A 24676-nucleotide genomic window follows, 5' to 3' on the forward strand; every position below is an offset into this window, starting at 1 on the left:
TTGTCGGTACTTCATCACTGCTTCACTTTGGTCGGTAAAGCCCGTGAGGGTACCGGCGACGGCCCTCCCGTCTCTACCTGGTTACGCCAAAGTGCTGCAGTTATTATCTGAATTCACGGTCAAAGAATGTTAAAGATTAGGGGCGAGGTTGGGCGTGCCTGTCCACGGTTTCGCCTGTCAGGTAAGAAGAGCTAGCACCTTTCTTCGTTAAATTAGTCCATTCTTTTTTGGCCGCCTCATAGATCCGCTCGCCATGCAGGTGCTTGATTAGCTCTAGTGCTTTTTCCGCTTCAGCTGGCTTTTCCTGAGCTGTTCGCAGCTGAGCTAATTTATACAGGGTAGCGGGGACCGGGTATCTTATAGCGACTTTCTCCAACAGCGCCTGCTCCTGGTCGTTCAAATCGTCAAATGTTTTCGTCCGGGAAACCCAGGTAAAGCCGCGCAGCTGATCAAAAACCCAAACATCCGGCGCTTTTTTGTCGGCTTTAATTGGCCCGATAGAGGCATTTTCAAAACGTAAAAGACGATGATCTTCTTCCAAAACACGGTAGTCTCTCCACGCGACCACTAGTGATACTGAAAATATCATAATGAGCACCACGGGAATATATTTAGGTATAACTACACTTTTGGTGAGCCACCGGTCTGTTGCAGATATCAACGCGGGTATTATAACGCGCCCCCGGCGGAAGGCTTTATGGTCGAGAGGGTCTGCTGCGGATATACCAATAAAAAAGCCCGCCAGTAACAAAAAGTAGCTGTATGCATGAGGGTACTCTAATAAAGAGTGCACCAGTAAAACGGTAAAGCAGCATAAACTGTAAAAACCTTTTACTGTATAAGCATAGGCGAAAACCCTCACCCACAGGTAACTGATCATTGCAAAAAACAACAGCCCGATGGGTATACCATTCCAGATCAGAAGATCCAGAAGCAGGTTGTGGCTATACTGGGCTAACCCAATCGCCGGGTGCATTTCAGCAGCGGCAACCTGTGCAATGGACACCTGCCCCCAGCCATAACCAAACCAGGGCTTTTGTGCAATTGCCTGAATAAAAGATAACCATAAGTCGGTGCGAACATCCGTGAATGATGCTCTAAGAGCTGCACTACCACCTTCCGCAAAAAACAGATAATCTTTTAGATCTGCCAAAACAACACTCAAATAATAAAACGACATCATGACCAGCACTGGCATTGCCAAGCGCTGCCAGCGCCATTTTCGGAGGAGGCCTTTATGTATAACAGCAACAACAATCAGTACTGCAAGCATCACCCAAGAGGTACGAGACTGGGACAGCGCGGCACCGGCGATTAGAAACAGACCGGCAATCAAAAGCCCCAGGCCACCAATACGCCTGCGTTCAAACAGATAATATAGTGAAAACACTGAGATCCAGATCAGTGATGAATAATTGTTTGTCTGAGCGAGGTTCGCAAACGGCCTGCCGCCGGCAGGCATACCGTAAACCCAATACGACTCTCCAAGCTGTAGCCATTGAACCAAAGCTATCCAGACAGAAACAGCCCCAATAGCGACCAGAGCAAATGCCACAGAATCTGTAACATGTTTTCTGGAATCCCTTGTGACATGCCGGTAAGAAACAACTAACGTTAAAGTAAATGCGCTTATATAAAATGCAGCCAAAATCGCATCTCCACGAAACAGTGTTATCCCTGCCAGGAGCTGAATAAGCGCTACCAGTACAAAGCCAATAAATAGTAAAAAAACTCTGGGTGTACGGCATTCTCCCTTCCATAGCTTTGGTTGCAGCATTGCTATGAGGAGTGTCAAAAATGCGGAAAACTCTAGATAAAAAGAGGGATAAGGATAGGAATGGACCGGAAGTAAAAACGCGATTGCAAAAGTACAAAAAAATAAAAAGGGGAATACCATACTTTGCAACTCTTAACTATGCGCACTGCCAGGTTATATTTTCTGGGGAGATTTGCTCACGTTGAACTGCAAAGGTCCAACTCCTGGCAGAGCTGGACCTTTTAAAACAGCTGACTGAAATATCGTAACAGTCAGCGAACTTAATATACCTAGCCTTATTAGTTAAAAGTCAGACTGACAAGACTCTGGAAGGTATTTTTTAGGAATACCGTCACCTTTAGAGCCGCACTCCCACTCCACCTTACCATTATCACTGACTGTGGCCTTCAACAATACCGCTTTTCCCGCAACACTGTCCGGAAGATTGGCACTTGTTGCGGTAATAGTAATAGTAGCGCTGCTCTTATCCTTATCTGTAACCTCAACCGATTCGACATAGGTAGAACTTTGATTATCAACCGAAACACTACTCAAGCTACTTCTAACCGCTGCGGCTTCAGTAACAGTCATTTTTGCAGCAGACCCTGCTAGAATTAACTCAGAAACCTTAGCCCGAGTCGTATAATCCTGATAAGCCGGAATAGCCACAGCCGCCAAAATCCCAATAATCGCCACCACAATCATCAGCTCAATCAGAGTAAAACCCTGCTGGCCTTTATTCATTTGCATGTTTTGCATTATTCAACCTCAGTTGTCGTTTCTGGTTCAAAAACAGCTCCGGGGCGGTGGAGCTTTACCCCGTATCCGCGTCGAGCCTAAGGTTCATCAAGCACTTAGCGTGCCACTTGTTAAATAATGTTAACAATCCGCCTGTTCTCAGACACCTACGCCACCTCTGTGATCTTTGTCACACTGCTTTTTTGCGCATTTTTGGCGCCGCTGCACGTCCGGATGTGACGTTTTTGGTCACATGTAGACAGTTGTGCGTCGGTACGTAAACACTCATCCCGTGAGTCCGCGCCTTCCAAAAGGCCGGTCGGGCCTCTAAACTCCTTGACCGGACACACACTTATTCAGTCACTCAGGCAGTTTGCGTTACCTCTTTTATGGCTACCAAAAACAGCAACATAAACCTCACCGGCCTGGCCCGGCGCTTTGTAGACGACGGGCTTCTGGACGAGGCCACCGCAAAGGATGCGTTTCTCAAGGCCTCCCAGAACCGTATTCCTCTGATCACTTACCTCACCCAGAACAAGCTGGCAGACAGCGCCAAACTGGCGTTTTCGGCGGCGATGGAGTTCGGGATTTCGGTACTGGATCTGTCGTCGTTTCTTCCGGAGATGATGCCCGAAGGCGTGGTGGATGAGCGGCTGATTCGCAAGCACAATGCCCTGCCCCTGTATAAGCGCGGCAACCGGCTATTTATTGCGGTGTCGGACCCCACCAATATTCAGGCGCTGGATGAGATCAAGTTCAACACCGGCCTTAGCACGGATGCGATCCTGGTGGACGACGCCAAGCTGCGGGTGGCCATTGATAAGTATCTGGAATCCCAGGACAGCACCCTGGGGGATCTGGACGACGGTGATCTGGAAGGCGTGGATACCGGGGGTGACGGCGACGAGCAGGATGACGATGCGGTAGTTCCCAGCGAGGTGGACGACGCGCCCATTGTGAAGTATGTGAACAAAATGCTGCTGGATGCCATTCGCGGCGGCGCGTCCGACGTTCACTTTGAGCCTTATGAGAAGACCTATCGGGTGCGTTACCGTACCGACGGTATTCTGAAGGAAGTCTCCCGCCCGTCCATCAAGCTGGCGCCGAAGATTTCTGCGCGGGTGAAGATTATGGCGCAGCTGGATATTTCCGAGCGGCGGGTGCCCCAGGATGGGCGCATCAAGATGAAGCTGTCGAAAACCAAGGCCATTGATTTTCGGGTCAACACCCTGCCCACCCTGTGGGGCGAGAAGATTGTGCTGCGAATTCTCGACCCCAGCCAGGCGAAGCTGGGCATTGATGTGCTGGGTTATGAAGAAGACCAGAAAAAGCTGTATATGGATGCGCTGCAGCAACCCCAGGGGATGATTCTGGTTACCGGGCCCACGGGCTCGGGTAAAACCGTGTCTCTGTATACCGGTCTGAACATTCTGAACACGGCGGACATCAACATTTCCACCGCAGAAGACCCGGCGGAGATCAACCTGGAGGGGATTAACCAGGTGAACGTGAACAACCGGGTGGGCCTGGGCTTTGCTGAGGCGCTGCGGGCGTTTCTGCGTCAGGACCCGGATGTGATCATGGTGGGTGAGATCCGGGATCTGGAAACCGCCAATATTGCCATCAAGGCGGCGCAGACCGGGCACCTGGTGCTGTCTACCCTGCACACCAACAGTGCCGCAGAAACCCTTACGCGGATGATGAACATGGGCGTGCCGGCGTTCAACATCGCCACTTCGGTAAGCCTGATTATTGCCCAGCGACTGGGCCGGCGGCTGTGTAATGCCTGTAAACAGCCCTGGGATGTGCCCGGCGATGTGCTATTGGCCGAGGGGTTCACACAGGAACAAATCGATACAGGGTTCACGTTGTACCACCCCAAGGGCTGTGATAAATGCAATGGTGGATATAAAGGCCGCGTCGGTATTTACGAGGTGGTGAAGATTACGGACGCGCTGGCCAACATGATTATGGAAGAGGCCAGCTCCATCAAAATTGCACATCAGGCTGAGGCCGAAGGCTTCCGGAACCTGCGCCAGTCGGCACTTATGAAAGTGATTGAGGGCGTAACCAGTCTTGAGGAAGCCAACCGCGTGACGAAGGATTAAGCATGGCAGAGAAAGCGCAAAAGCTGCAAACGTACATATGGGAAGGGAAGGATAAGCGAGGGCAAAAATCCAGAGGTGAACTCCACGGTTCCAGCCAGGCTCTGGTTAAGGCCCAGCTGCGTAAGCAGGGCATTGCTCCGGAAAAGGTCAAGAAAAAGCCGAAGCCTTTGTTTGGCGGCAGCAAGAAGATTACCCCGTTTGATATCGCCATGCTCACCCGCCAGCTGGCCACCATGATGAAGGCCGGCGTGCCGTTGGTGCAGAGTTTTGACATTGTGGCCGATGGCCTTGATAACAAAGGGCTGCAAGAGCTGGTGGTGGCTGTGCGTAACGACATTGCCTCGGGCACCAACTTTGCGGCGGCGCTGCGCAAGCACCCGCGGCATTTTGATGATCTGTACTGCAACCTGGTGGATTCCGGTGAGAAGGCCGGGGCACTGGAGCAGATGCTGGATCGCATCGCCACCTATCTCGAGAAAACCGAACTGCTGAAGAAGAAGGTTAAAAAGGCGATGACCTACCCGATTGCCGTGATTATTGTGGCAATCATTGTCACCGCCATTCTTCTGGTGAAAGTGGTGCCCCAGTTCGAAAGCCTGTTTCAGGGCTTTGGCGCGGAGCTGCCGGTGTTTACCCAGTTTGTGGTGAAGCTGTCTGAATGGATGCAGTCCTGGTGGTTTGTGGTGCTGCTGGGGATTGTTGGCACGGTGTTTCTGTTCCGTGAAGCCAAGCGACGTTCGCCGAAGTTCTCGGATTTTGTGGATAAATACGTGCTGAAACTGCCGATTGTCGGCGAGATCCTGGACAAGTCTGCCGTGGCCAAGTTTGGCCGGGTATTGTCGACCACGTTTGCGGCAGGTGTGCCTTTGGTTGACGCCCTGGATTCCGTGGCCGGCGCCACGGGGAACGCGGTGTACCGGGATGCGGTGGATCGCATCAAGAATGATGTCTCCAGCGGTACCCAGTTGCAGGCCTCCATGCGCCAGCAGGATATTTTCCCGGTGATGGCGGTGCAGCTGACGGCGATTGGTGAGGAGTCCGGTAATCTGGATGAAATGCTGGAGAAGGTGGCCGTGCACTATGAGGCTGTGGTGGATGACATGGTGGATAACCTCACGGCGCTGATGGAGCCGATGATTATGGCGGTTCTTGGGGTGCTGGTTGGCGGGTTGATTATTGCTATGTACCTGCCGATATTTCAGATGGGGCAGGTTGTTGGGTAGCCCCACCCGCCCCCTCTCCCCAACCCCTCCCCCGCCAGGGGGGAGGGGCTAACAATGCCTGAGACTGGGGAGTTATCTCCCCTCTCCCCTTGCGGGAGAGGGGTTGGGGGAGAGGGGTAAAATACTTACAATTAAATATTAATAACTTGAGCATTTGAATGGAAATATTAAACACCCTCTTTTCGACCCCCTGGCTACTTTACCTCTCCATAACGCTGGTCTCCCTCTGCATAGGCAGCTTTCTGAACGTAGTCATCCTCCGCCTCCCAAAGATGATGCATCAGGACTGGCGCAGTCAGTGCGAGGCGTTTCTGGAGATCCCCGAATCCCAGCACACGAAGGAAGCGCCGATTACCCTTTCCAGTCCCGCCTCTACCTGCCCTTCTTGCGGCCATAAGATCCGTGCCTGGGAGAATATCCCGGTGCTGAGTTGGTTGTTTCTCCGGGGTAAGTGCAGCGGCTGCAAGGCACCTATTTCCGCGCGCTATCCGGTTATTGAGGCCGTCACGGCACTGTTTTCGGTGCTTACGGTGGTGATTCTTGGCCCTTCGGCAACGGCTCTGTGGTCTCTGTTGCTGGTGTGGGCGCTGGTGGCTCTGGCGGTGATTGATTTTGATACGCAGTTGTTACCCGACAGCATTACCCTGCCGCTGATGTGGCTGGGGCTTATTCTGAGTTATTTCGGGTTTCTGGGGGAGTTTACTGCAGCCTTCTGGGGGGCGGTGATTGGGTATCTTGCCCTGTGGTCTGTGTACTGGTTGTTCAAGCTGGCAACCGGCAAGGAGGGTATGGGCCATGGGGATTTCAAGCTGCTGGCGGCTCTGGGGGCCTGGCTGGGCTGGGAGTTGTTGCCGGCGGTGATTCTGTTGTCTTCTTTTGTTGGCGCTGTGGTGGGCATTGCGCTGATGGTGTTCAGGCAGCACGGGCGGGAGGTGCCGATTCCTTTCGGGCCTTATCTTGCGGCTGCGGGGTTGCTGTGTTTGTGGTTTGGTGTTGAAATTCAGGCTTTCTGGTACGGGTTGCTTGGGGTTTGACGGTTTGACAGAGAACACAGTGATAATCGGGTTAACAGGCGGTATTGGTTCCGGCAAGTCGACGGTGGTTCGGCAGTTCGGCAATCTGGGCGTGCATTGGGTAGACGCAGATGATGTGGCCCGGGAGGTGGTTGAACCGGGGATGCCGGCGCTGGCTGAGGTTGCGGCGCATTTTGGTGAGGACATTCTTACCGATGAGGGCGCTCTGGACCGGGCAAAACTGCGGCAGATTGTGTTTGAGCACCCCGAGGAGCGCGCCTGGCTGGAAGGGTTGTTGCATCCGGTGATCCGTGAGGAGCTGATCCGCCAGCTGCATCCTCAGGATTATGCCCTGCCCTATGTGCTGCTGGTGTCGCCATTGCTGCTGGAAACCGATCAGCATCAGCTGGTGGAGCGGGTGCTGGTGGTGGATGTGCCCGAGTCGGTGCAGATTGAGCGCACCATGGCCCGGGATGCCAACTCCCGGGAGCAGGTGGAGCGTATTATTGCTGCGCAGATGCCCAGGGATCAGCGGCTGGCCAAGGCCGATGCGGTGATTGATAACAACCAGCCATCCGATCAGGTGGCCACTGAGGTTCGTGCCCTGCATGAAGCATTTCTGGTGGACTTTGGCTGAGCGCAGCCGCGTGCGTAAGCGAACGGGTGCTTCCTCGGCAAGCCGCCTGGCACTGGCGGGCGTGTGCTCGCTGCCTGTCGCTTTTATATGCCCGCAGGCCTGGGCGCTGGAACCTGTGTTTGAGGTGATGGAGCCATCGGCGACCGGGAATCTGACACCGGAAAACCTGCCACCGTCGTTTTATGCGTTTGAGCCGGAGGAGTACTGGGCCGAGCCCGTGGATTCCTACTGGCTGGAGTTCTCGAATTTTGTGATGATCCAGGAGCGGATTCAGGGGCCGAAGGTGCAGGCGTTTGGCGAATGGGCCGACCGCACGCTGTCCGGTGAGCCCCATAATCTGCCGAATAATGGCAGCTATCTGCGTCTGGGCTTTGCCACCAAATCGGAATACGGTCATGTAGCCCAGTTTGAGCCGGAGGCGCGTTTTCGGATCGATATTCCCACCACCCGACGCAAGCTGCGACTGGTGATTGAAAGCGAGAGCGATGAACTGATTCCCCTGGAAGAGCGCCAGCGGGACCGGCAGTTAACGGAGCCGGACCGTACCTCGAGCCAGACCACGGGTGCCTTGCGTTTTCTGTCGCAGATCGGCGATGCAGTTAATCTGTCCAACGATTTTGGTGCCCGCCTGCACCTGCCGCCGGATGCGTTCTGGCGGGCGACGGCAGAAGGGCGCTGGCAGGCGGATGAAGACTGGTCGGTGCGTGCTCAGCAACGGTTTTATTATTACCACAAGGATGGCTGGGGTGCCCGCGCCAGGCTCAGTGGCAGCCGGGATGTGGGTAAAGGCTGGCGTTTCTGGACCTCATCGGAGCTGGAGTGGGTGCACAGCGACAGCAAGTTTGAGGCGGCGCAGATTTTCAGTGTGGCCAAGCGGCTAAATAACCGCTCAACCCTCACGCCCCGGCTGGGGGTGTTGGGTGAGAGCAAGCCCAACTGGCAGACCACGTCGGCCTTTGCCGATCTTACCTGGCGTTACCGGTTGCACAGCAACTGGCTGTTTGCCGAGTTGATTCCGGCACTCACCTTTCCGCGAGAAGACAGCTTCAAGGACCGGGCGTCGGCGGTGTTTCGTATTGAGATGTTTTTCTCAGGCAGGATTAATCGGGATTTCTGATGCGACATTCTTCCATTCCCGCCGCCGAGGCGCTCACCCTTACCCCTGTTGCCATCACCCGTTCCTGTTTTGCGGATAAATTCGGGGTGCCGCGCCAGCCCGGGCTGACCCGTTATGCCCGGGCTGATCTGGTGATTCAACCGCCCTACGACCGGGAGGATGCCTTCCGGGGGCTGGAAACTGCGAGTCATCTCTGGCTGGTGTTTCAGTTTCATGAGGCGGTGCGGGCCGAGTGGCGGCCCGTGGTGCGGCCTCCGCGACTGGGTGGTAACCAGAAAATGGGGGTGTTTGCCAGCCGGTCGCCGTTTCGCCCCAACAGTCTGGGGCTGTCGGTGGTGCGCAATGAGGGCCTGATGCGGGAGAAGGGCCGGTTGATTCTGCGGATCAGCGATCACGATCTGATTGACGGCACGCCCATTCTCGACATCAAACCCTATCTGCCATTTGCGGATTCCGTGCCGGAGGCTTCCCTTGGCTGGGCGGGCGCGGCGCCGGTGGAAAAGCTGGAGGTGGTGTTTCTGCCGGAGGCTGAGGCGCAGCTTGGGGATTTATCGCCCGAGACCTATCCGGATCTGAAACTGCTGATCGAGGATGTGGTGAGTTACGACCCCCGGCCGTCGTTTCGCCGGGGGCGCGATGAGGCGCGGATTTACGGGGCACACCTTTACGATCTGAATGTGCGCTTCCGGTTTGTGAACTCGGATTCACAAACACGTGTCGAAGTGTTAACGGTCTGCTAGACTCCCGCAGACGGTTTTTATCTGACACAGGGAACTTGTGCTTTGTTTTTCTTTTTACTGCTGTTCAGTCTGGCTCTTTCGCTGATTGCCACAGGTGTGCAGGTGTACACCGGGCTTGCGGGCGGTACTCTCTCTTTTTTCCTGTTTCTGTTTGTGGTGATTTTGCTGACGTCTGTGGGGCTGGTCGCGCTGTTCCGTTTTCTGCTCTCCCGGCGTTTGTCTGCCATGGCCAGCTATGTGGCCCAGCTGAACCTGGACACCCTGGAAAACCCGCCGGAACAGGGCTCGAACGTACTGATTCCCCTGAATGGCCTGTATGAGCTTGAGCAGGCTCTGAACGGTATGCGCCGGCAGGCGCTGGAAGATGCCGGTTTGCTCCAGGAAACGGCGAGCCTGGCCCGGGCAGAACGTGATGAAGCCATTGCGGCCAACCTTGCGAAAAACCACTTCCTGGCCGGTGTCAGCCATGAGTTGCGTACGCCTCTGCAGTCGGTGCTGGGTTACGCCAGTCTGCTTGCGGATACGCCTCTGGATCATGAGCAGCGGGAGTATGTGCATACGCTGATCAGCTCATCCGAGGGTTTGTCTGCCATTCTTAATGATCTGCTGGATATTTCCAGCATGGAAGCCCACCGGCTGGAACTTGAGCACCGGGGCTTTGATCTGCGGGATACGCTCAACGATCTGGTGCATATGCTGGGCGGGCGCGCCCGGGAGAAGCATCTGGCACTGGAACTGCGTATTGACGAACACCTGCCCCAGGAGTTGCTGGGCGATCCGGCCCGGATTCGTCAGATATTGCTGAACCTGGTGTCCAACGCCATCCGTTTTACCGATTCCGGGCATGTGCTGATCAGTGTGGAGGTGCTCGGCCGCAAAGATAGCATGGCCCGTTTGCGCCTCGCGGTAGAGGATACCGGGGTTGGTATTCAGCCAAAGGATATTCCCCGGGTGTATGAGCCTTATGTGCAGCTGGGCGAGCGCTCCGAACGCCACCTGCCCGGCGCCGGGCTGGGTCTTACGGTGTGCCACCAGCTGGTGTCGCTGATGGATGGCAATCTGCAGGTAGACAGTCACCCGGGTGAAGGTTCCACCTTCTGGTTTGAGGTGTCCCTGAACACACCCCCGGGGAGTTTTTCCCGGGTGCAGCCGGATTCCCGGATGATTCAGGGCAAGCGGATTCTGGTCGCCGACTCCTACGCCCTCTCCCGCAAGATTACCCTGGAGATGCTGTCCCGCCATGAGGTGCATATAGAAGCGGTCACTTCCGCGGAGGAGACCCTGGCACTTCTGCGGCAGTCTTTTGAGAACCGGCAACCGTTTGATCTGCTGATTCTGGACGGCTTTTTGCCGGATATGGACAGTGATGTGCTCTGCGCTCAGGTGCGCGGCAACCCGATGTGGGACCATCTGCGCCTACTGGTTTTGTCCTCCAACCCCCAGCGGGGCGATGCCGAGCATTTCCGCCGGGCCGGGGCGGACGGTTTTCTCAGCAAATCGCTGCGGGAATCCTGCCTGACGCCGATTCTGAACACGCTTTTTGTAGATGCAGAACGGGATGAGCGGCAGTTTCTTACCCGGTTTTCTCTGCAGGCGGACTCAAAGGCCGACCAGCGCCGGCAAAAGCTGTCCCGCGCCATGAAGGTGTTGCTGGTGGAGGATAATCCGGTCAACCGCACCCTCACCCGCCGGATACTGGAGAAACTGGGGTGTGATGTGACCACCGCCGCCGATGGCGAGGCGGCCTCGGGCCTGTGGCAGTGGCACAGATTTGATCTGGTGTTGATGGACTGCATTATGCCCAACATGGACGGATTTGAGGCCACTCGCCGTCTGCGGGCATGGGAAGAGGCCCACCAGCGCCCCCGGGTTCCGGTGGTGGCGCTTACGGCCAGTGCCCGGGAAGAAGATGAGGAACACTGTCGGCTCGCGGGGATGGATTCATTTGTGGCCAAGCCTGTCAATATTGAAATGTTAGGGGCAGTACTGGAACAATATGCCCATTAACTCCGGATCAGGACGCTGACATGAATGTAGATTGCCCCACTTGCAGGAAATCCGTGGAATGGACAGAAGCCAATCCCTGGCGCCCTTTTTGTTCGGAACGCTGCAAGCTGATTGATTTTGGTGCCTGGGCCAATGAAGAGTACCGGGTTCCGGCGGAAGACGTCTCCCCGGACGATCTGGACCAGGGTGGCGAAACCACACAGCACTGACTTTCCCGCCCCGATAGCCGTATCGGTAGTTACCGAGGCGTTACAGGCTTGTAAGTTGTGGTCTCAGGAACGGCTCGTTACCATTCATTCCATTATTCGCACCTCAACCAAAGAAGGTAAAAGAATGAACGTATTACGTATGTCTGTACTGGCTCTCTCGGTCGCTGCTGCGCCGGTAATGGCCAGTGACCTCGACCTGAGCCTGACCAACGATTCCGTTAAAGGCCAGGTAAACTTTTTTGGTACCAACAACGATCTACAGCTGGGTGCCGGTTATACCTACCATGAAGGCAGCCGCCATATTGGTAACGTAGACTTTCACGCTCAGGGCCGTACCGCTCTGGGTAACCTGCCGACCACTGCAGGTATTGGCCTGCGTGCCATTGGCTGGGATGACGACAACGACTATGACGGCGGCGCTGTCGGCCTGGGTGGCTTTGCCACGATCAATATTCCGGATGTTCCCGGGCTGTCGTTCACGGGTGGTCTGCACTATGCCCCGACCATTCTTTCATTCGGCGACTCCGATGATATGACCAGTGTCGAGCTGCGTGGCAACTACCGTGTGATCCGCAACGCCGAGCTGTTTGCCGGTTACCGCTACCTGAATACCGACCTGGATGTCAGTGGCTATGGCCATAAGGACGACATCAACCTGGATGAGGGTGTTATGGTGGGTATGAAGATTTTCTTCTGATCCCACTCCTCTCCTGTCAGCGATAACAGGTGCCCCGTCGGGCGCCTGTTTCGTGGCCTTCCTCACACTTCCCCCTTATCTGCACTGCTAGACTGCCTTTATTGAACCGGGTTATTCCCTTCTGAACCGCGTCCACACGGGCTGGCAGCTATGCAATTCAAGTCCTCGCTTTTGTTGTTTCTTGTGCTTTCTCTCATGACCGCCTGCGGCGGCGGGGACGATGCCATTGATGAAGTGCGCAAACGTCCCAATGCCTTCGCTGGCAACAACCCGTCAGAAAACGGGTTCAGCTCTGGCAGCACCGGCGATTCCGGCAATACCAGTGGCCTGGAAGACAATGAAGTACGGGTGACTCTGGAAGTGCCTGCCGGCCTGGTGCGTGAGAGCGAAGGAGAGCCCACGCGACGCAATCTGCACATTGTCCAGGCAGACAGGGTACGCGCGTTTCACAGCAACAGAAGCCTGCAGGACCTGGGCAAGGCCAGCGCCAGTATACGCACGGACGACAACGGCTCCACGATTATCCGCTTCCCCGGCGGCCAGCCCCTGGCTCCGGATGTGATCATTGAGGCGCAATACGGCAATGCGACACTGCAGGCCCCGGCCGCGGATGCGGATCGTCATATCCGGGTAAACCCGTTTTCTGAATACCTGGTGCGCCAGCTTCAGAACTACTCCCCCACAGAATTTCAGAGCCTTCTGAATTGCGTGAATGAGGTCGATCAGTCCCTGTGCCTGAATAAATACGTGTGGTCCACCCTGGCTGATCAGGTCCACGACTTCGAGATTGATATCCCCGGCGGTGCCAGTGTGGATGCTGCGGTGAGTTATCTCGGCGAGCGGGGTGACTTTGCAAGCTATGTGGCCGCCATGGCGGACTATGCATTGCTGCAGGAGAAAGCATCAGGCGAGATTTCCGCCAGCTCCGCCGATTACAATTCGGTGTTTATGGGCCTGGAGCTGGGGCACACGTTTGCGGAATCACCCTATTCCGGCGCCGGTCAGTGGGGTGTTCGTCTGGGCCGGGAACAGGCAACCGGCACGGAAGACGCCCCGGCTTACCTGTACCCGGGGCTGACCCTGGCCAGCTTTGATATTTTCAACATTCAGGTGGCGTCTCTGGGTACACAGATTCCCTACAGCCGTACAACCCTGGCCCAGACAGACAGCAATGATTTTTTCAGCCGGGATTCGGACGACTGGCTTTTGAACACCCATTCTTCAGCGCCAGGCCCGGCTACCCGCAGTGCTTTGACTGAGGACGCTGTGACCGTGGACAGGCACACCCGTCTGTTGGCTGGCCGCGCCCTGTACCAGACCATTACCGGCCGCAACACCGACACCCCCATCGGCTGGACCCGCAATCCTTATTTTATGGACGCCTACACAGGCGCGGCGGAGAGTGCCAGTTCGGCACCCGACCGTGCGTTAACCGGATACTTCAGTGCCGGCAAGGCCATAGCTCTTGAGCCGAACGGCGACGACTTGCGCCGCCGGGACGATCTGGAAGCCCATTACCTGTCGGTTATGGAGCTTAACCTGTTGCGTCAGAAAGGCTTTGATGCAGAGGTTCTGAATGGCCACACCTACAACACGGTGTTCTTCAGCACCCGCTTTTCCGATTCCTCTACACCGGTTCAGGCTGAAGCCGGGACAGGCACATGGCAGATCAGTGCCGGCTCTGAAGGCAGTTCCGTTGCCGTAGATGAAACCTTCACCACCCTGAGCCGTGACAGCTCCGGTGCCGTGGGCGGCCTGAGCACAGGGACAGGCACAGCCCCCCGGGTACTCACTCCCAGGATGTCCCTGCTCAGCTCCGGTGAGGAAAGTAACGGCTGGCTCAATCTGGATAAGAATACCCCGGCGGAGCCGTTCAACAGGCCAGATCTGGGCGTGGGCGCCAGTACCCCCGATGGTTCGTTGCTGGCGTTTAACCTGGCCAATCAGATCAACGGCAACGGATTACTGATTGCCGGCAAGGCAGCTGTCTCAGCGAAGGCGCCCACCTCGGGGCGTTATCGGGTTCAGGGCTTTATTATGGGGATGGAACTGGGAGCGAACCGGCTGATGCACCTGGATAACGGGGTTCTGGAATTCTCTGAAACCGGGGTCGATCTCGACACCAAGGTGCTGACCGTGGCCCACGATGTGGCCAGCAGCCGGGTTTCCACCCCGGTCAGCGAGCCGTTTAGTTATGATTTTCACAACACGGATAGCGGTACTGTGTCCGATGGCCAGGTGAGCTTCAGCAGCGGCAGCGCCTCCCTGAAGGGCTTTGTAACAGAAGACCGGAAGCAGCTGTTTCTGGTGTATGAAGACAATCCAGGTACTGGTGAGAAACGCCTGGGGTTGCTGATGGCCACATTATTGCACTGAGCCTGTACGCACAACCTGTTATAATCCTGAACACATCGCCCGTTTCTATACACCGACCGGGCGCCTGATCCGATTATAACGAGAGGTTTTATGTTTGCTGCAACACGCGCGCTGATGCTGGCTGTTCCTATGGTGGCGTTCGCCATCGGGGGTGGTGTTTACTCTCCGTCCAAGCCAGGGACAGGCACAGCGGATGTGGCACTCAGCTCTCTGCCTTCACTGCCCGCCTGGGCGGATAATGACCTGCCGGAGTTTTCCGGCTACAGCGACACCACGGAAAAGAAGGCCGCCTTTTTCTCCTTCCTGTACCCGCGCATTGTGCTCGCCAACTCCCGTATTCTGCTGCAGCGGGATTATCTTGCCAGTCTGGCCACAAAAGACACTCTCTCGGACAGTGAACTTGCCTGGCTGAATAAGCAATCACAGCGGCTGCGGATAAAGTCAGAGCCGGGCAGCCAGGCGCAGCTGGCCGCTCTGAACAAACAACTGGATGTGATTCCGCCCTCGCTGATTCTGGCCCAGGCAGCCAATGAGTCGGCCTGGGGCACGTCGCGGTTTGCCCGTGCCGGGAATAACCTGTTTGGCCAGTGGTGTTTTACCCCAGGCTGCGGGCTGGTGCCACAGCACCGCCCGGATGGGGCGTCCCATGAGGTGCAAGCCTTTGCGTCACCCTACCATTCCATCCGTTCCTACATGGAGAACCTGAACCGGCACAACAGCTATCAGGCATTACGGGATATCCGCCTGGAAGCCAGAAACGCCGGCAATCCTCTGTCTGGCCTGGCACTGGCCGGAGGGCTGACGAGCTATTCTGAGCGGGGTGAAGCCTATGTGGGTGAAATCCGCTCGATGATCCGTTATAACAACCTCACGTATTACGATAAGGAATTCCGTAACATTCTGAGCGACCGCAGTCCGTCGCAGCTGAAGAACCTGGCGTCGGCCGATGCGGAACAGGTTCTGCTTCCCGGCTACAGCGCCGAAGGCTGACTTTCAACCCACTGACTATGTGATAACCAGAGACGTTTCCGAATGCTTCACTTCTTACCTGCGCCCCTGAAAGGAACCCTGGCGGTTCTGCTTATCCTGATAAGTACTCTGATTCTTTTCCCGTTTCTGATTGTGTTCGCCCTGCTCAAGCTGATACTGCCGGTCATCGCCATACGCAAGGGCTGCACGGTGGTGCTGAACACCATTGCCCGGGTCTGGATCGGCTTCAACAATCTGGTGATGAACCTTCTGCACAGGATTGAGTGGGACATTCGGGGCGCGCAGCACCTGAGCCGGGAGCACTGGTATTTTGTGACCTGCAATCACCAGAGCTGGGCTGATATCCCGGCCATTCAGTATGTGCTTAACAGCCGCATTCCGCTTCTTAAGTTTTTCCTGAAAAAGGAACTGATCTGGGTGCCGTTTCTGGGGGTGGCCTGGTGGGCTCTGGATTTTCCGTTTATGCACCGCCACACCAAGGAGCAGATCGCCAGAAACCCGGAACTCAAAGGCAAGGATATCGCCGCGACTGAGGCGGCCTGTGAAAAGTTCCGCTACACCCCGGTAACCATTTTCAACTTTATGGAAGGTACCCGGTTTACGCCGGCGAAGCACAAGCGCCAGAACTCACCCTATACTCATCTGCTCAAGCCCCGCGCCGGCGGCTCGGCGTTTGTTCTGGGTGCCATGGGGGATATGCTGCATACCATGCTGGATGTCACCATTGTGTATCCGGGTATGCAACAGGTGGGCATCTGGGATTATCTGTGCGGTCGCATTAAGACCATTGTGATTGATATCCGCACGCGGGACATTCCGGAGCAGTTTCTGGGTCTGGATTACGAAAACGACCGCGCCACCCGGGTGGAATTTCAGCGCTGGGTGAGTGAGCTCTGGGCAGAAAAAGACGCCCTGATTGAATCCATCCGAAGCGACGACCGCCAGGGCGCCTGACGCGCCCCGGTCCCTCAGAATAAACCCTTAGAGCAGCCCCAGCTCCCGTGCTTTCACCGTTGCCTGGGTGCGGGAACGCACATCCAGTTTGGCGTTAATGCGCCGGGCATGGGTTTTAACCGTGTGCAGGGAAATATGCAGTGTGTCTGCAATTCCCTGATTCGACAGCCCCTGGGCGATCAGCTCCAGCACCCCCTGTTCACGCTCGCTGATGGGCTCAGCCAGCTCTGGCATTTGCTGAGTGCTGTTTACCTCCAGAAGTTCACCCAGAGCCTCCCGAAACCGCGAATCCGGTAACTGATTCCAGGCTTTGGCGGGCAAACCTCCCAGTTCCTGCCTGAGCTCGGCAAACGGGCTGATAAAATGCTCCTGCTCCGCGTCAGCAACCACCGCCACAAATATTTTCCGGGCCGCCATCGGGTTGCCTTCGGCACTCGCCAGCAGTGCCTCCAGCAACCGCATATGCACGCCCACTCCCCAGGGAATAGCGTCACCATAGCGCTGGCAGGCAGCTTCCAGAGTTTCACGGGCCTGGACTGTTTCGCCCCGCACCAGATGCAGGCGCACGTGCAGGCAATCCAGCAGACCGGGCATCATGGGAAAGAGTTCCGGCACACAACCGGCTTCCATATAGGGTTGCAGTCTTGTCAGTGCCCGGGCCACGTTGTCCGGTTTTTTCTGGGCCAGCCAGCAACTGGCTTTGAGGGCTTCCAGCACAGGCACATACAGGGCCTCGTCTACCTTCCAGGTGTGCATGGTGCGCTCTGCCCGGCCAATCCACACAAACGCATCATCAAGACGACTCTGGGCGCGGCACATCAGTACTCGAAGGGCCATGGCCAGTAGCAACCCGATATCCCGGGCCTGCTCGGTGTGGCGGCCGCAGGTAACCAGTAAGCGATCGGCTTCGGCGTAACGCCCCTGGTGCCAGAGCACCAGGGCCAGGTTCAGTTGCAACCGGGTTTCGCCGATACGGGCGGGCCGGGTCAACTCCTGCATAACGGTATCCAGGCCGGTGCGCAGCAGTTGTTCGGAATATCTTAAAGCGCCTTTGCCCAGCTCTATCCGGGCATGGGCAAACACCGCCAGGGCTTCCGACCCGGCGTCCCCGGCTTCCCGGGCCAGACGCGAGGCTTCACGGTTGGCCTCCCGGGCCTCCTGAAACTGGCCGGCGGCACACAAGGCGCTGGCCCGTACCATGTGTGTCACCAGCTGCCCCTGGGGCGAGAGTTCCGGGCCGGACAGCGCCTGGCCGGCCATGGCCAGCGCTGGCTCCACCTGGCCTTCTGCGCGCAGGATAAAGGCTCTGAGGGCAGAGAGGCGGGCTTCGTGAGCCTGGGTACTTTGTGGGTCCAGGCTTTCAATCAGCGCCCGTGCCTGCTGAAACTGGCCGCCAATGGCGTGCACCCAGCTGTAGACAACTTTCAGTCGCGGGCTGTTTTCCAGCATCCGGGCCGGAAGGCTCTGGCGCAAGCGCAGCAGTGAGGCTGTGTCCTGCCCCAGCAACAGTGCTTCTGAGCCTTGTGTTGCAATGTCACTGACTGCTTCGGAATCCCCGGCCAGCAGGGCGTATTTCAGTGCTTCCGGAAACTGGCCGCGGCTTCTGAACCAGTGGCTGGCGGCCAGCATTCTGTCGGCGTAACCCGGCATGACAGGTGTCTGCAGCCACTCCTTCAGTAATGGATTAAACCGCTGCCAGCGTCCCCATCCGGGCAGGATACTCACCGGCAGCCCCAGAGCACTGGCTTCAGAAGGCAGCATATAGCCTTCAGGGATGACAGGCTTGAGTGTCAGCAAGAGTTCGTCGGAGTACAGGTCCAGCTCGGCAAATGCGCGCAGGGAATGCAACTGCCCCTGAGTCAGGCCGCCCAGCACCGACTCTTTCAGAAACCGTTCCACACTTGGCGTTTCGGAGACCAGGCGTCTTTCCGGGTTGTTCTGTATATCGAGACGGTAAAGCGCCAGCGGTGTGGGCCAGCCTTCGGTCAGGTTGTACAGATGATCAACCGCCACACTGGTCAGCCGTTTCGCACCCAGGGCTTCACTGAAAAACTCAAAGGTTTCATTGCGGCTGAATTCGAGGTTATCCGGACCTATGCGTACAAAGCGGTTTTCCAGCTCCAGTGCATGGGTTTCAAACGGCAGAGCCTGCCGGGATATCAGGGCCAGGGACAGCTGTGAGGGCAGATCTGCTACCAGTTGTTGCAACAGGGCGATCACCGCGGGATTGGTCAGGTGCTGCAGGCCGTCAAGTACCAATACGGAATGCGGTGCTGGCGAGGCTTTCTGCAGCGCCAGCAGCATGATGGCCAGGGTATCCGCAAAGGCCGTGCCGCCCTGCAGGCTGCTTTCACAGGTATCCGGGACATTCAGCGCGACGGAGAGAAGACTGAGGAAGCGTGTGGGCGCGTTATCCTGGGCGGTCAGGGGCAGCCAGTGCACCGTGTCTGCACTCAGGCCGGCACTCTCACTCTGCACACCCACCGCGACTGCATGAGACTTGCCATAGCCACAAGGGGCTTCCACAAACAGGACACCGCGGGGCGACAGGGCTTCTGCTATCTGTGTGGTCAGATGGGGTCTGGGCAACGCGTCTGCGGGTATTGCGGGCATTCGCAGCCGCTGACTGAGTAGCTCCCGGACCAGTTCGCCTCGCTGGAGGCCACTGTTTGCAGACTGGAATTCGTCGTTTGCTGCACTACGACCACTGAGTGACATCATGCGCCGCCCTTTTCTGTAGCTTTTGTAATCCTACAGAAAGGTTAAGCTAATTCATCGGACAGCTGCAAAGTTCTCATGCCAAAGCTGTTAACCCGCCGACAGTTTTACATCAATGTTACAAAAGTGGCGGGCCTGAGCCCGCCACTTTTGCACTCTGACACACTGTAACCGGATCAGCGGGTACCTGCCCGACGCAGAGCCGCCGGTGTGTACTCCCTGGACTGACGTTTGACACCAAACTGATACGGATTCACTTCTTCGTTGGTCAGACCCAGCACCAGATAGCGGCCGGACAGCAGATCGTACAGGGTTTCAAACGCATACCATGGCAGATCCTGATCGTAGAACTGCATGGCGTGGGCCTCTGCCACCCGCCAGAGTTCGCCGCGACCATCGTAGTGATCCACCACGGACGCCTGCCAGGTGTCTTCATCGATATAGAAATCCCGCTGGGCGTAGATGTGGCGCTCGCCTTCTTTCAGGGTCGCACGCACGTGCCACACACGGTGCAGTTCATAACGGGCGTAATCCTGATTGATATGGCCGGCCTTGATGATCTGGTCGTAGCTCAGATCCCGGTCGACCAGCTTGTAGGAGTTGTACGGAATGTACATTTCCTTTTTGCCCACCAGTTCCCAGTTGTACTTGTCCGGGGCGCCGTTGAACATATCCAGGTTGTCGGAGGTACGCATACCATCGGACGCTGTACCCGGACCATCGTAGGCCACCTGGGGCGCACGACGAACCCGGCGCTGGCCGGCGTTATATACCCAGGCCCGACGCGGGTCGGCAACCTGATCGAGGGTCTCATGAACCAGCAACACGTTACCCGCCAGACGCGCCGGAGCGGTGATGGCCTGCTTGAAATAGAACAGGACGTTGGGGTCTTTGTCCGGACTGTAGTCTTCCAGATAGGTCCTGTAAGCCAGCTCGTCCTGGAACTTCACGACCGAATAGGCTCCGTTTGCCGTCGGCGTTACCTGGCCGATATTACGCTGCACAGAGCCGCCACGGTAACGGGTAATGTGATTCCAGATCACTTCCAGGCCGTTCTGCGGAATCGGGAACGGGGTGGCGTCATTATAGTTGGCCAGCCCGTTACCTTCTTTGATCAACTCCGAACGGGTCGCGTTCTCCGCGGTTTTATCCATGATGTGCTGGGGAAAAACTGCCGTACGACGGGTTTCATACACCGGCAATACATAGTCAGGATACTGTTTGATCATGGCCACCTGTCCCGGGGACAGGTTGTCGGCGTATTCTGCCACGTTGCTCTGATCGATGGTGAACTCGGGCGTGGCGTCCGGGAACGGGTTTACATAAATGCCATCGTTTTCGTAGTTTGCAGGCGGCTCACCCATGCCTCCGCTCCAGGCGGGAATAGCGCCGCCATTCCCGGCTTTTTCGGCACCCATGGGCGTGAGCGAATCACCCAGCTTGGCGGCCTCTTCGGCTGAAACTGCGCCCCAGGCCTGACCCGCAACGAGACTCGCCGCCAGAACGCCGGTGGCCAGTAATTTCTTGTTTAGCTTCATTTAAGTTACCTCGTTATACACATGCTTGGCGGTTCAGAATGAGTAAGACACGCTGGCGTTGATGAAATCCCGGTCTGTGAGCTCGTTATAAGGCTTGCCACCGAAGAAGTTCGTATAACCGATGTTACCGGTAATTCTGTTCTGATACACCGCCTCCAGGGACAGGCCAATGGCTTTATTGCCCTCGTTAAAGGCACCCCCCGGCTGTGGGCTGTAACCCTTCACATCATGGCTCCAGGCCAGCTGCGGCGACAGGTTGATGCCGGCAATGGCGTTGGGGTAATTCCATATCAAACGGGAACGGTAACCCCAGGAGAAGGAGGTGGTGAAGCCTTCGTTGTTACAGTAGTTGGTGTTGATGTTTTCCGCTGGCTTTCCGCCGGCGCCTTTACAGGCATCTCCGGATGCCACTGGCAGAGTGCCTATGCCAAAGGTACCGGAGCGGCCGTAGCGGGCCTCACTGTGATCCGGCAGATCGTGCACATAGGTGGCGCCAAACTCGGTGATCAGCGACAGGCGGCTGGCACCCATGATCTGATCGAAGAACTTGATCAGTGTGAACTGCGCCTGGGAGACGCCAAACCGGTCATACCCTGAAGCTTCCATACCCGGCGTTACGTTTCCGCCCAGTTCTTCCCGACGCTGCTTCTCCAGCAGGCTGAGTATCTCACCATCCGGACCACGCTTTTGCGTACCGGCAAAAATCAGCTCAAAAGCGTTCCACTGAAGAGGTACGTTATCCCGGTAAGAGTACTCGGCACCCAGCGACCAGCCACCTGGGGTGTTGGTATTCACACTGATGCCGTACAAGTCGATGTTTTCGGGGTATTCCATGAAGTAGTAAGGAAACTGCTCACCGTCTTCTTTGACTGAGCCACTGACATAGGGCAGACGGCTGTTGTACTTGATGTAGTAAAAGCCGAATTCGGAATCGTTCAGGGCCGGCACATACCAGCGCATGGCCACACCGAACTGGTCTTTGGCATCGGCTTCTCTGTCACCATGGCGCTCAATAACAAAGCCTTGCTGTAACGCCTGGGAATCTGACAACTGGCCCGCGGCCAGAATGGGCCCACAGCCGTCTGAGGCGAAGTCGTTGGTCGAGAAGAAGGTGCCGCAATCGTCAGGACGCACCGGCTCCCAGTCTGTCTGCACAAAGGTTTCCAGGGTGATGTTTTCCGTTACCCCGGCGGACATGTAGAACATTTCTACCGGCAGCAGCGCATCTTTGAGTTCGGAACCCGGAGCGCGGAAGGCAGGCACATCAATCGGGTTGATGGTGTTGATCCCCCCTTGAATGAAGGTGCTCTCACCCCAGCTGACCACCTGTTTACCATAGCGCACACTCAGGGGGACATTGCCCAGGTACCAGTCGGAAAACACATAAGCATCCAGGAACTCACCGCCGGAGGCGTTATCCCTGGCCTCGCTGTTCAGGCTGCGTGTCTGACCTACATAGTCGGTGGCCCGGCCTTCGTCTTTGAGTTCAAAGTCGTACCAGTAGCGGCCCCGGACCAGCGCCCCCACCCGATCTAGCCTATCGCCATACACATCGTAGTTCAGGAACAGCTCACTGTTGCCCTTTACAATTTTGGAGTAGGTGTCGCCTTTTTCGAAGTTAAGGTTGCCATCATCATAATTGTTGGTAGAGGCGCCGATGTTTTCATTAACCTCGCCCGGAGCGTAACTGGGCCCCAGGTTACCCTGGCCAATCAACCGCTTATCAGGATTTTGCGTACGCCAGCCAACCCCCGCAGACAGCGTGGTGTTGAACTGGGCTTCCACATCCCCGACGTAAAAGGAATAGGCAGAGGCCTGACCGGCAAACCCGGCGGTAATCGCCACGGCGAGCGGTAATTTTGCCCAACGCTGCCACTGGTGTGTTTTTCTTGTCATTGGAAGGCTACTCCATTGTTGTTCTGAGTCGCTGCTCTGATTATTGGTATTCACGATCTATTGGAGGCTTCGTGCACAGTGCTCGTGATGTAAGCACTATAGCTAAGGGGGTCCAGTGGTTTGATCAGTCAAAAGTATGATTTTGTTATCAGCCGCTCTCAGGGCTTATGGGGCGCCTCCAGGTATTCCTGGGACTGCATTTCCAGAAGGCGGGATTCGGTGCGTTCAAATTCGAAGCTCAGGCGCCCGCCGGGGTAGAGTTCGGTGATGGGCGCAGCGGCGGATATAATAACTTTGACGTTGCGGTCGTAGAACTCGTCAATCATGTTCACAAAACGTCGGGACTGGTCGTCTTTGTCACCGCCCAGCACAGGTACGTTGCTGATGATGATGGCGTGGAACTGACGGGCAATTTCAATGTAGTCGTTCTGGCTGCGCGGGCCGTCGCACACGTCTTTGAAATCAAACCACACCACATCGTCGGCATGGGCCTGGGCGGGTATTTTACGGCCGTTTATTTCCATGGATTTGCTGTGCTTTGCCGCTTCCACCGACAGAGCATCAAAGCTCCGGCGCAGGCTGGCTTCGGCTTCTGCGTCCAGCGGCGAGTGATACAGTTCGGCCTGCTCCAGGGTGCGCAGACGGTAATCCACGCCGCCGTCGACGTTTACTACGTCGGTGTATTTTTTCACCAGCTCGATGGCGGGCAGGAAGCGGGCCCGCTGCAGGCCGTCTTTATACAGGCCATCGGGCACGATGTTGGAAGTGCACACCAGGGTAACGCCACGCTTGAACAGGCCGTCCATGAGGGTGGCCAGAATCATGGCGTCGCCTATGTCGGAGACAAAAAATTCGTCAAAGCAGATCACCCGGGCTTCGTCGGCGAATTTTTTTGCCACCAGGTCGAGGGGGTTTTTCTCGCCTTCGAGGCGGCCGAGCTCGTCGTGTACCCGCTGCATAAACCGGTGAAAATGCACGCGCATTTTGCGTTTGAACGGCAGGGATTCAAAGAAGGTGTCCATGAGGTAGGTTTTGCCACGGCCTACCCCGCCCCAGAAGTACAGGCCTTTTACCGGTTCTTCCCGGCCTTTTTTCAGCCGGCGGCGCAGTTTGGTCATGGCTTTGGCGCGTTCGCTTTCCGCTTCTACGAGTTTGTCGTAAAGTGTCTGCAGGCGCTGAACGGCATCAGCCTGGGCCGGGTCCTTATGAAAATCGGGGTTCTCGAGGTCCTTTTGGTAGCGCTGCCAGGGTGTTTGCTGGGCAGTTATTTCAGAAGGCATAGTAACAGTCATCAGGTTTTCCCGGGGTCTGTCGTTGATTTGGGGCGGCGTATTATCGCGTATTTACAGTTTTTTCGCCATGCTGCAGGTCGGGGCGACAATAAGACGATTGGCGCAGCATTCGGGCATAGGCTGAACCGGCTGCGGGCGTTATACTGATGGTATGGATTGGTTTATTCTTCAGGCAACAGGACGATACAGCATATGACAAACCTGATTCTGGCAGCGATTGCCGCACTGATTGTTGGCATTATAATCGGGGCCTTGATTGGCCGTTCGGGGCAGGGTTCTTCGCTCCGGCAGCGCCGTGCGGAGCAGCAGGCTGAGGAGGTTCGTAATGAGTTTTTGCGCTACCAGGCTCAGGTGAATGAACATTTCATGGAATCAGCACATTTGCTGCGCCGGTTTAATGATGCTTACCGGGATGTGAATCAGCATATGGCCCGGGGGGCGAATCGTTTGTGTAACGATGAGGAGTGTATGGCTGAGCTGGCTGAGGAGACGTCGCGTAAGCGTCTTGAGGAGGTCGGTGAGGATGGTGTTGAGCCGCCGCGGGATTATGCGCCTAAGACTTCGGGGACTTTATCTGAGGATTTTGGGCTTAAGAAGGGGGATAAGGCGGCTGAGGCCTGATGCTCCTTGGCTGCGACTAGAGGACTGCCGAGTTTGGAGCATGAGT

19 protein-coding genes are annotated in these 24676 nt (G+C 56.4%); 13 read left to right on the plus strand and 6 right to left on the minus strand.

The window, feature by feature from the left end; genetic code table 11:
• Positions 1–136 precede the first annotated feature (136 nt).
• Complete coding sequence (locus tag FFI95_RS13165; protein WP_144823278.1) at positions 137–1897, minus strand: PglL family O-oligosaccharyltransferase; 1761 nt, start codon at positions 1895–1897, stop codon at positions 137–139.
• A 162-nt stretch (positions 1898–2059) separates the two neighbouring features.
• Positions 2060–2515, minus strand: a complete 456-nt coding sequence (locus FFI95_RS15550) for a pilin (RefSeq protein ID WP_281288528.1) — start codon at positions 2513–2515, stop codon at positions 2060–2062.
• 368 nt (positions 2516–2883) lie between these two features.
• Between FFI95_RS15550 and pilB the strand changes: the two genes are divergently transcribed.
• From pilB to FFI95_RS13230, 12 genes are all read left to right on the plus strand, one after another.
• On the plus strand, positions 2884–4602 hold the full coding sequence (gene pilB / locus FFI95_RS13175) for a type IV-A pilus assembly ATPase PilB (RefSeq protein WP_144823280.1): 1719 nt from the start codon (positions 2884–2886) through the stop codon (positions 4600–4602).
• A gap of 2 nt (positions 4603–4604) precedes the next feature.
• Entirely contained in the window at positions 4605–5825 is a 1221-nt protein-coding gene (locus FFI95_RS13180) for a type II secretion system F family protein (RefSeq protein WP_144823281.1), read from the plus strand.
• Positions 5826–5983: 158 nt separating this feature from the next.
• Positions 5984–6859, plus strand: a complete 876-nt coding sequence (locus tag FFI95_RS13185) for a prepilin peptidase (RefSeq protein ID WP_144823283.1) — start codon at positions 5984–5986, stop codon at positions 6857–6859.
• A 4-nt stretch (positions 6860–6863) separates the two neighbouring features.
• On the plus strand, positions 6864–7475 hold the full coding sequence (gene coaE, locus FFI95_RS13190; RefSeq protein ID WP_222120406.1) for a dephospho-CoA kinase: 612 nt from the start codon (positions 6864–6866) through the stop codon (positions 7473–7475).
• A complete protein-coding gene (locus FFI95_RS13195; RefSeq protein WP_342778865.1) occupies positions 7447–8592 on the plus strand; it encodes a hypothetical protein in 1146 nt (381 codons plus the stop codon). The genes coaE and FFI95_RS13195 overlap by 29 nt, the downstream gene beginning before the upstream one ends.
• Complete coding sequence (tsaA, locus tag FFI95_RS13200; RefSeq protein WP_144823285.1) at positions 8589–9332, plus strand: tRNA (N6-threonylcarbamoyladenosine(37)-N6)-methyltransferase TrmO; 744 nt, start codon at positions 8589–8591, stop codon at positions 9330–9332. The genes FFI95_RS13195 and tsaA overlap by 4 nt, the downstream gene beginning before the upstream one ends.
• A gap of 42 nt (positions 9333–9374) precedes the next feature.
• Complete coding sequence (locus FFI95_RS13205; protein ID WP_246069516.1) at positions 9375–11339, plus strand: response regulator; 1965 nt, start codon at positions 9375–9377, stop codon at positions 11337–11339.
• A 20-nt stretch (positions 11340–11359) separates the two neighbouring features.
• Complete coding sequence (gene yacG / locus FFI95_RS13210; RefSeq protein WP_144823287.1) at positions 11360–11548, plus strand: DNA gyrase inhibitor YacG; 189 nt, start codon at positions 11360–11362, stop codon at positions 11546–11548.
• A 124-nt stretch (positions 11549–11672) separates the two neighbouring features.
• A complete protein-coding gene (locus tag FFI95_RS13215; protein ID WP_144823288.1) occupies positions 11673–12245 on the plus strand; it encodes a YfaZ family outer membrane protein in 573 nt (190 codons plus the stop codon).
• A gap of 150 nt (positions 12246–12395) precedes the next feature.
• Positions 12396–14621, plus strand: a complete 2226-nt coding sequence (locus FFI95_RS13220) for a hypothetical protein (RefSeq protein WP_144823290.1) — start codon at positions 12396–12398, stop codon at positions 14619–14621.
• A gap of 90 nt (positions 14622–14711) precedes the next feature.
• Positions 14712–15611, plus strand: a complete 900-nt coding sequence (locus FFI95_RS13225) for a glucosaminidase domain-containing protein (protein WP_144823292.1) — start codon at positions 14712–14714, stop codon at positions 15609–15611.
• A 42-nt stretch (positions 15612–15653) separates the two neighbouring features.
• The gene (locus tag FFI95_RS13230) at positions 15654–16565 is read left to right on the plus strand and encodes an acyltransferase (RefSeq protein ID WP_144823293.1); all 912 of its coding nucleotides are present in this window, start codon (positions 15654–15656) and stop codon (positions 16563–16565) included.
• 27 nt (positions 16566–16592) lie between these two features.
• On the opposite strand, the gene FFI95_RS13235 is transcribed toward FFI95_RS13230, so the two are convergent.
• The 4 genes from FFI95_RS13235 to zapE form a co-directional block, all read right to left on the minus strand.
• Positions 16593–19286, minus strand: a complete 2694-nt coding sequence (locus tag FFI95_RS13235) for a LuxR C-terminal-related transcriptional regulator (protein ID WP_144823295.1) — start codon at positions 19284–19286, stop codon at positions 16593–16595.
• 173 nt (positions 19287–19459) lie between these two features.
• Positions 19460–20821, minus strand: coding sequence for a DUF1329 domain-containing protein (locus FFI95_RS13240; protein ID WP_144823296.1), 1362 nt, complete (start codon positions 20819–20821; stop codon positions 19460–19462).
• Between the two features lie 33 nt (positions 20822–20854).
• Positions 20855–22717, minus strand: a complete 1863-nt coding sequence (locus FFI95_RS13245) for a DUF1302 domain-containing protein (protein ID WP_144823298.1) — start codon at positions 22715–22717, stop codon at positions 20855–20857.
• Between the two features lie 158 nt (positions 22718–22875).
• Positions 22876–24009: a cell division protein ZapE gene (zapE, locus tag FFI95_RS13250; protein ID WP_144823300.1), complete on the minus strand. Its 1134-nt coding sequence runs from the start codon at positions 24007–24009 to the stop codon at positions 22876–22878.
• Positions 24010–24201: 192 nt separating this feature from the next.
• On the opposite strand from zapE, the gene FFI95_RS13255 reads away from it, so the two are divergent.
• The gene (locus FFI95_RS13255) at positions 24202–24630 is read left to right on the plus strand and encodes a Z-ring associated ZapG family protein (protein ID WP_144823301.1); all 429 of its coding nucleotides are present in this window, start codon (positions 24202–24204) and stop codon (positions 24628–24630) included.
• The last annotated feature ends 46 nt before the right edge of the window (positions 24631–24676 follow it).

This window comes from Marinobacter piscis (assembly GCF_007671655.1).
GTDB classification, from domain to species: Bacteria; Pseudomonadota; Gammaproteobacteria; order Pseudomonadales; family Oleiphilaceae; genus Marinobacter; species Marinobacter piscensis.

Coding starts and splice junctions, on each gene's coding strand:
- FFI95_RS13165 (WP_144823278.1), bottom strand. CDS start 1,897: ATGGTATTCCCCTTTTTATTTTTTTGTACTTTTGCAATCGCGTTTTTA.
- FFI95_RS15550 (WP_281288528.1), bottom strand. CDS start 2,515: ATGCAAAACATGCAAATGAATAAAGGCCAGCAGGGTTTTACTCTGATT.
- pilB (WP_144823280.1), top strand. CDS start 2,884: ATGGCTACCAAAAACAGCAACATAAACCTCACCGGCCTGGCCCGGCGC.
- FFI95_RS13180 (WP_144823281.1), top strand. CDS start 4,605: ATGGCAGAGAAAGCGCAAAAGCTGCAAACGTACATATGGGAAGGGAAG.
- FFI95_RS13185 (WP_144823283.1), top strand. CDS start 5,984: ATGGAAATATTAAACACCCTCTTTTCGACCCCCTGGCTACTTTACCTC.
- FFI95_RS13195 (WP_342778865.1), top strand. CDS start 7,447: ATGAAGCATTTCTGGTGGACTTTGGCTGAGCGCAGCCGCGTGCGTAAG.
- yacG (WP_144823287.1), top strand. CDS start 11,360: ATGAATGTAGATTGCCCCACTTGCAGGAAATCCGTGGAATGGACAGAA.
- FFI95_RS13215 (WP_144823288.1), top strand. CDS start 11,673: ATGAACGTATTACGTATGTCTGTACTGGCTCTCTCGGTCGCTGCTGCG.
- FFI95_RS13220 (WP_144823290.1), top strand. CDS start 12,396: ATGCAATTCAAGTCCTCGCTTTTGTTGTTTCTTGTGCTTTCTCTCATG.
- FFI95_RS13225 (WP_144823292.1), top strand. CDS start 14,712: ATGTTTGCTGCAACACGCGCGCTGATGCTGGCTGTTCCTATGGTGGCG.
- FFI95_RS13230 (WP_144823293.1), top strand. CDS start 15,654: ATGCTTCACTTCTTACCTGCGCCCCTGAAAGGAACCCTGGCGGTTCTG.
- FFI95_RS13235 (WP_144823295.1), bottom strand. CDS start 19,286: ATGATGTCACTCAGTGGTCGTAGTGCAGCAAACGACGAATTCCAGTCT.
- FFI95_RS13240 (WP_144823296.1), bottom strand. CDS start 20,821: ATGAAGCTAAACAAGAAATTACTGGCCACCGGCGTTCTGGCGGCGAGT.
- FFI95_RS13245 (WP_144823298.1), bottom strand. CDS start 22,717: ATGACAAGAAAAACACACCAGTGGCAGCGTTGGGCAAAATTACCGCTC.
- zapE (WP_144823300.1), bottom strand. CDS start 24,009: ATGACTGTTACTATGCCTTCTGAAATAACTGCCCAGCAAACACCCTGG.
- FFI95_RS13255 (WP_144823301.1), top strand. CDS start 24,202: ATGACAAACCTGATTCTGGCAGCGATTGCCGCACTGATTGTTGGCATT.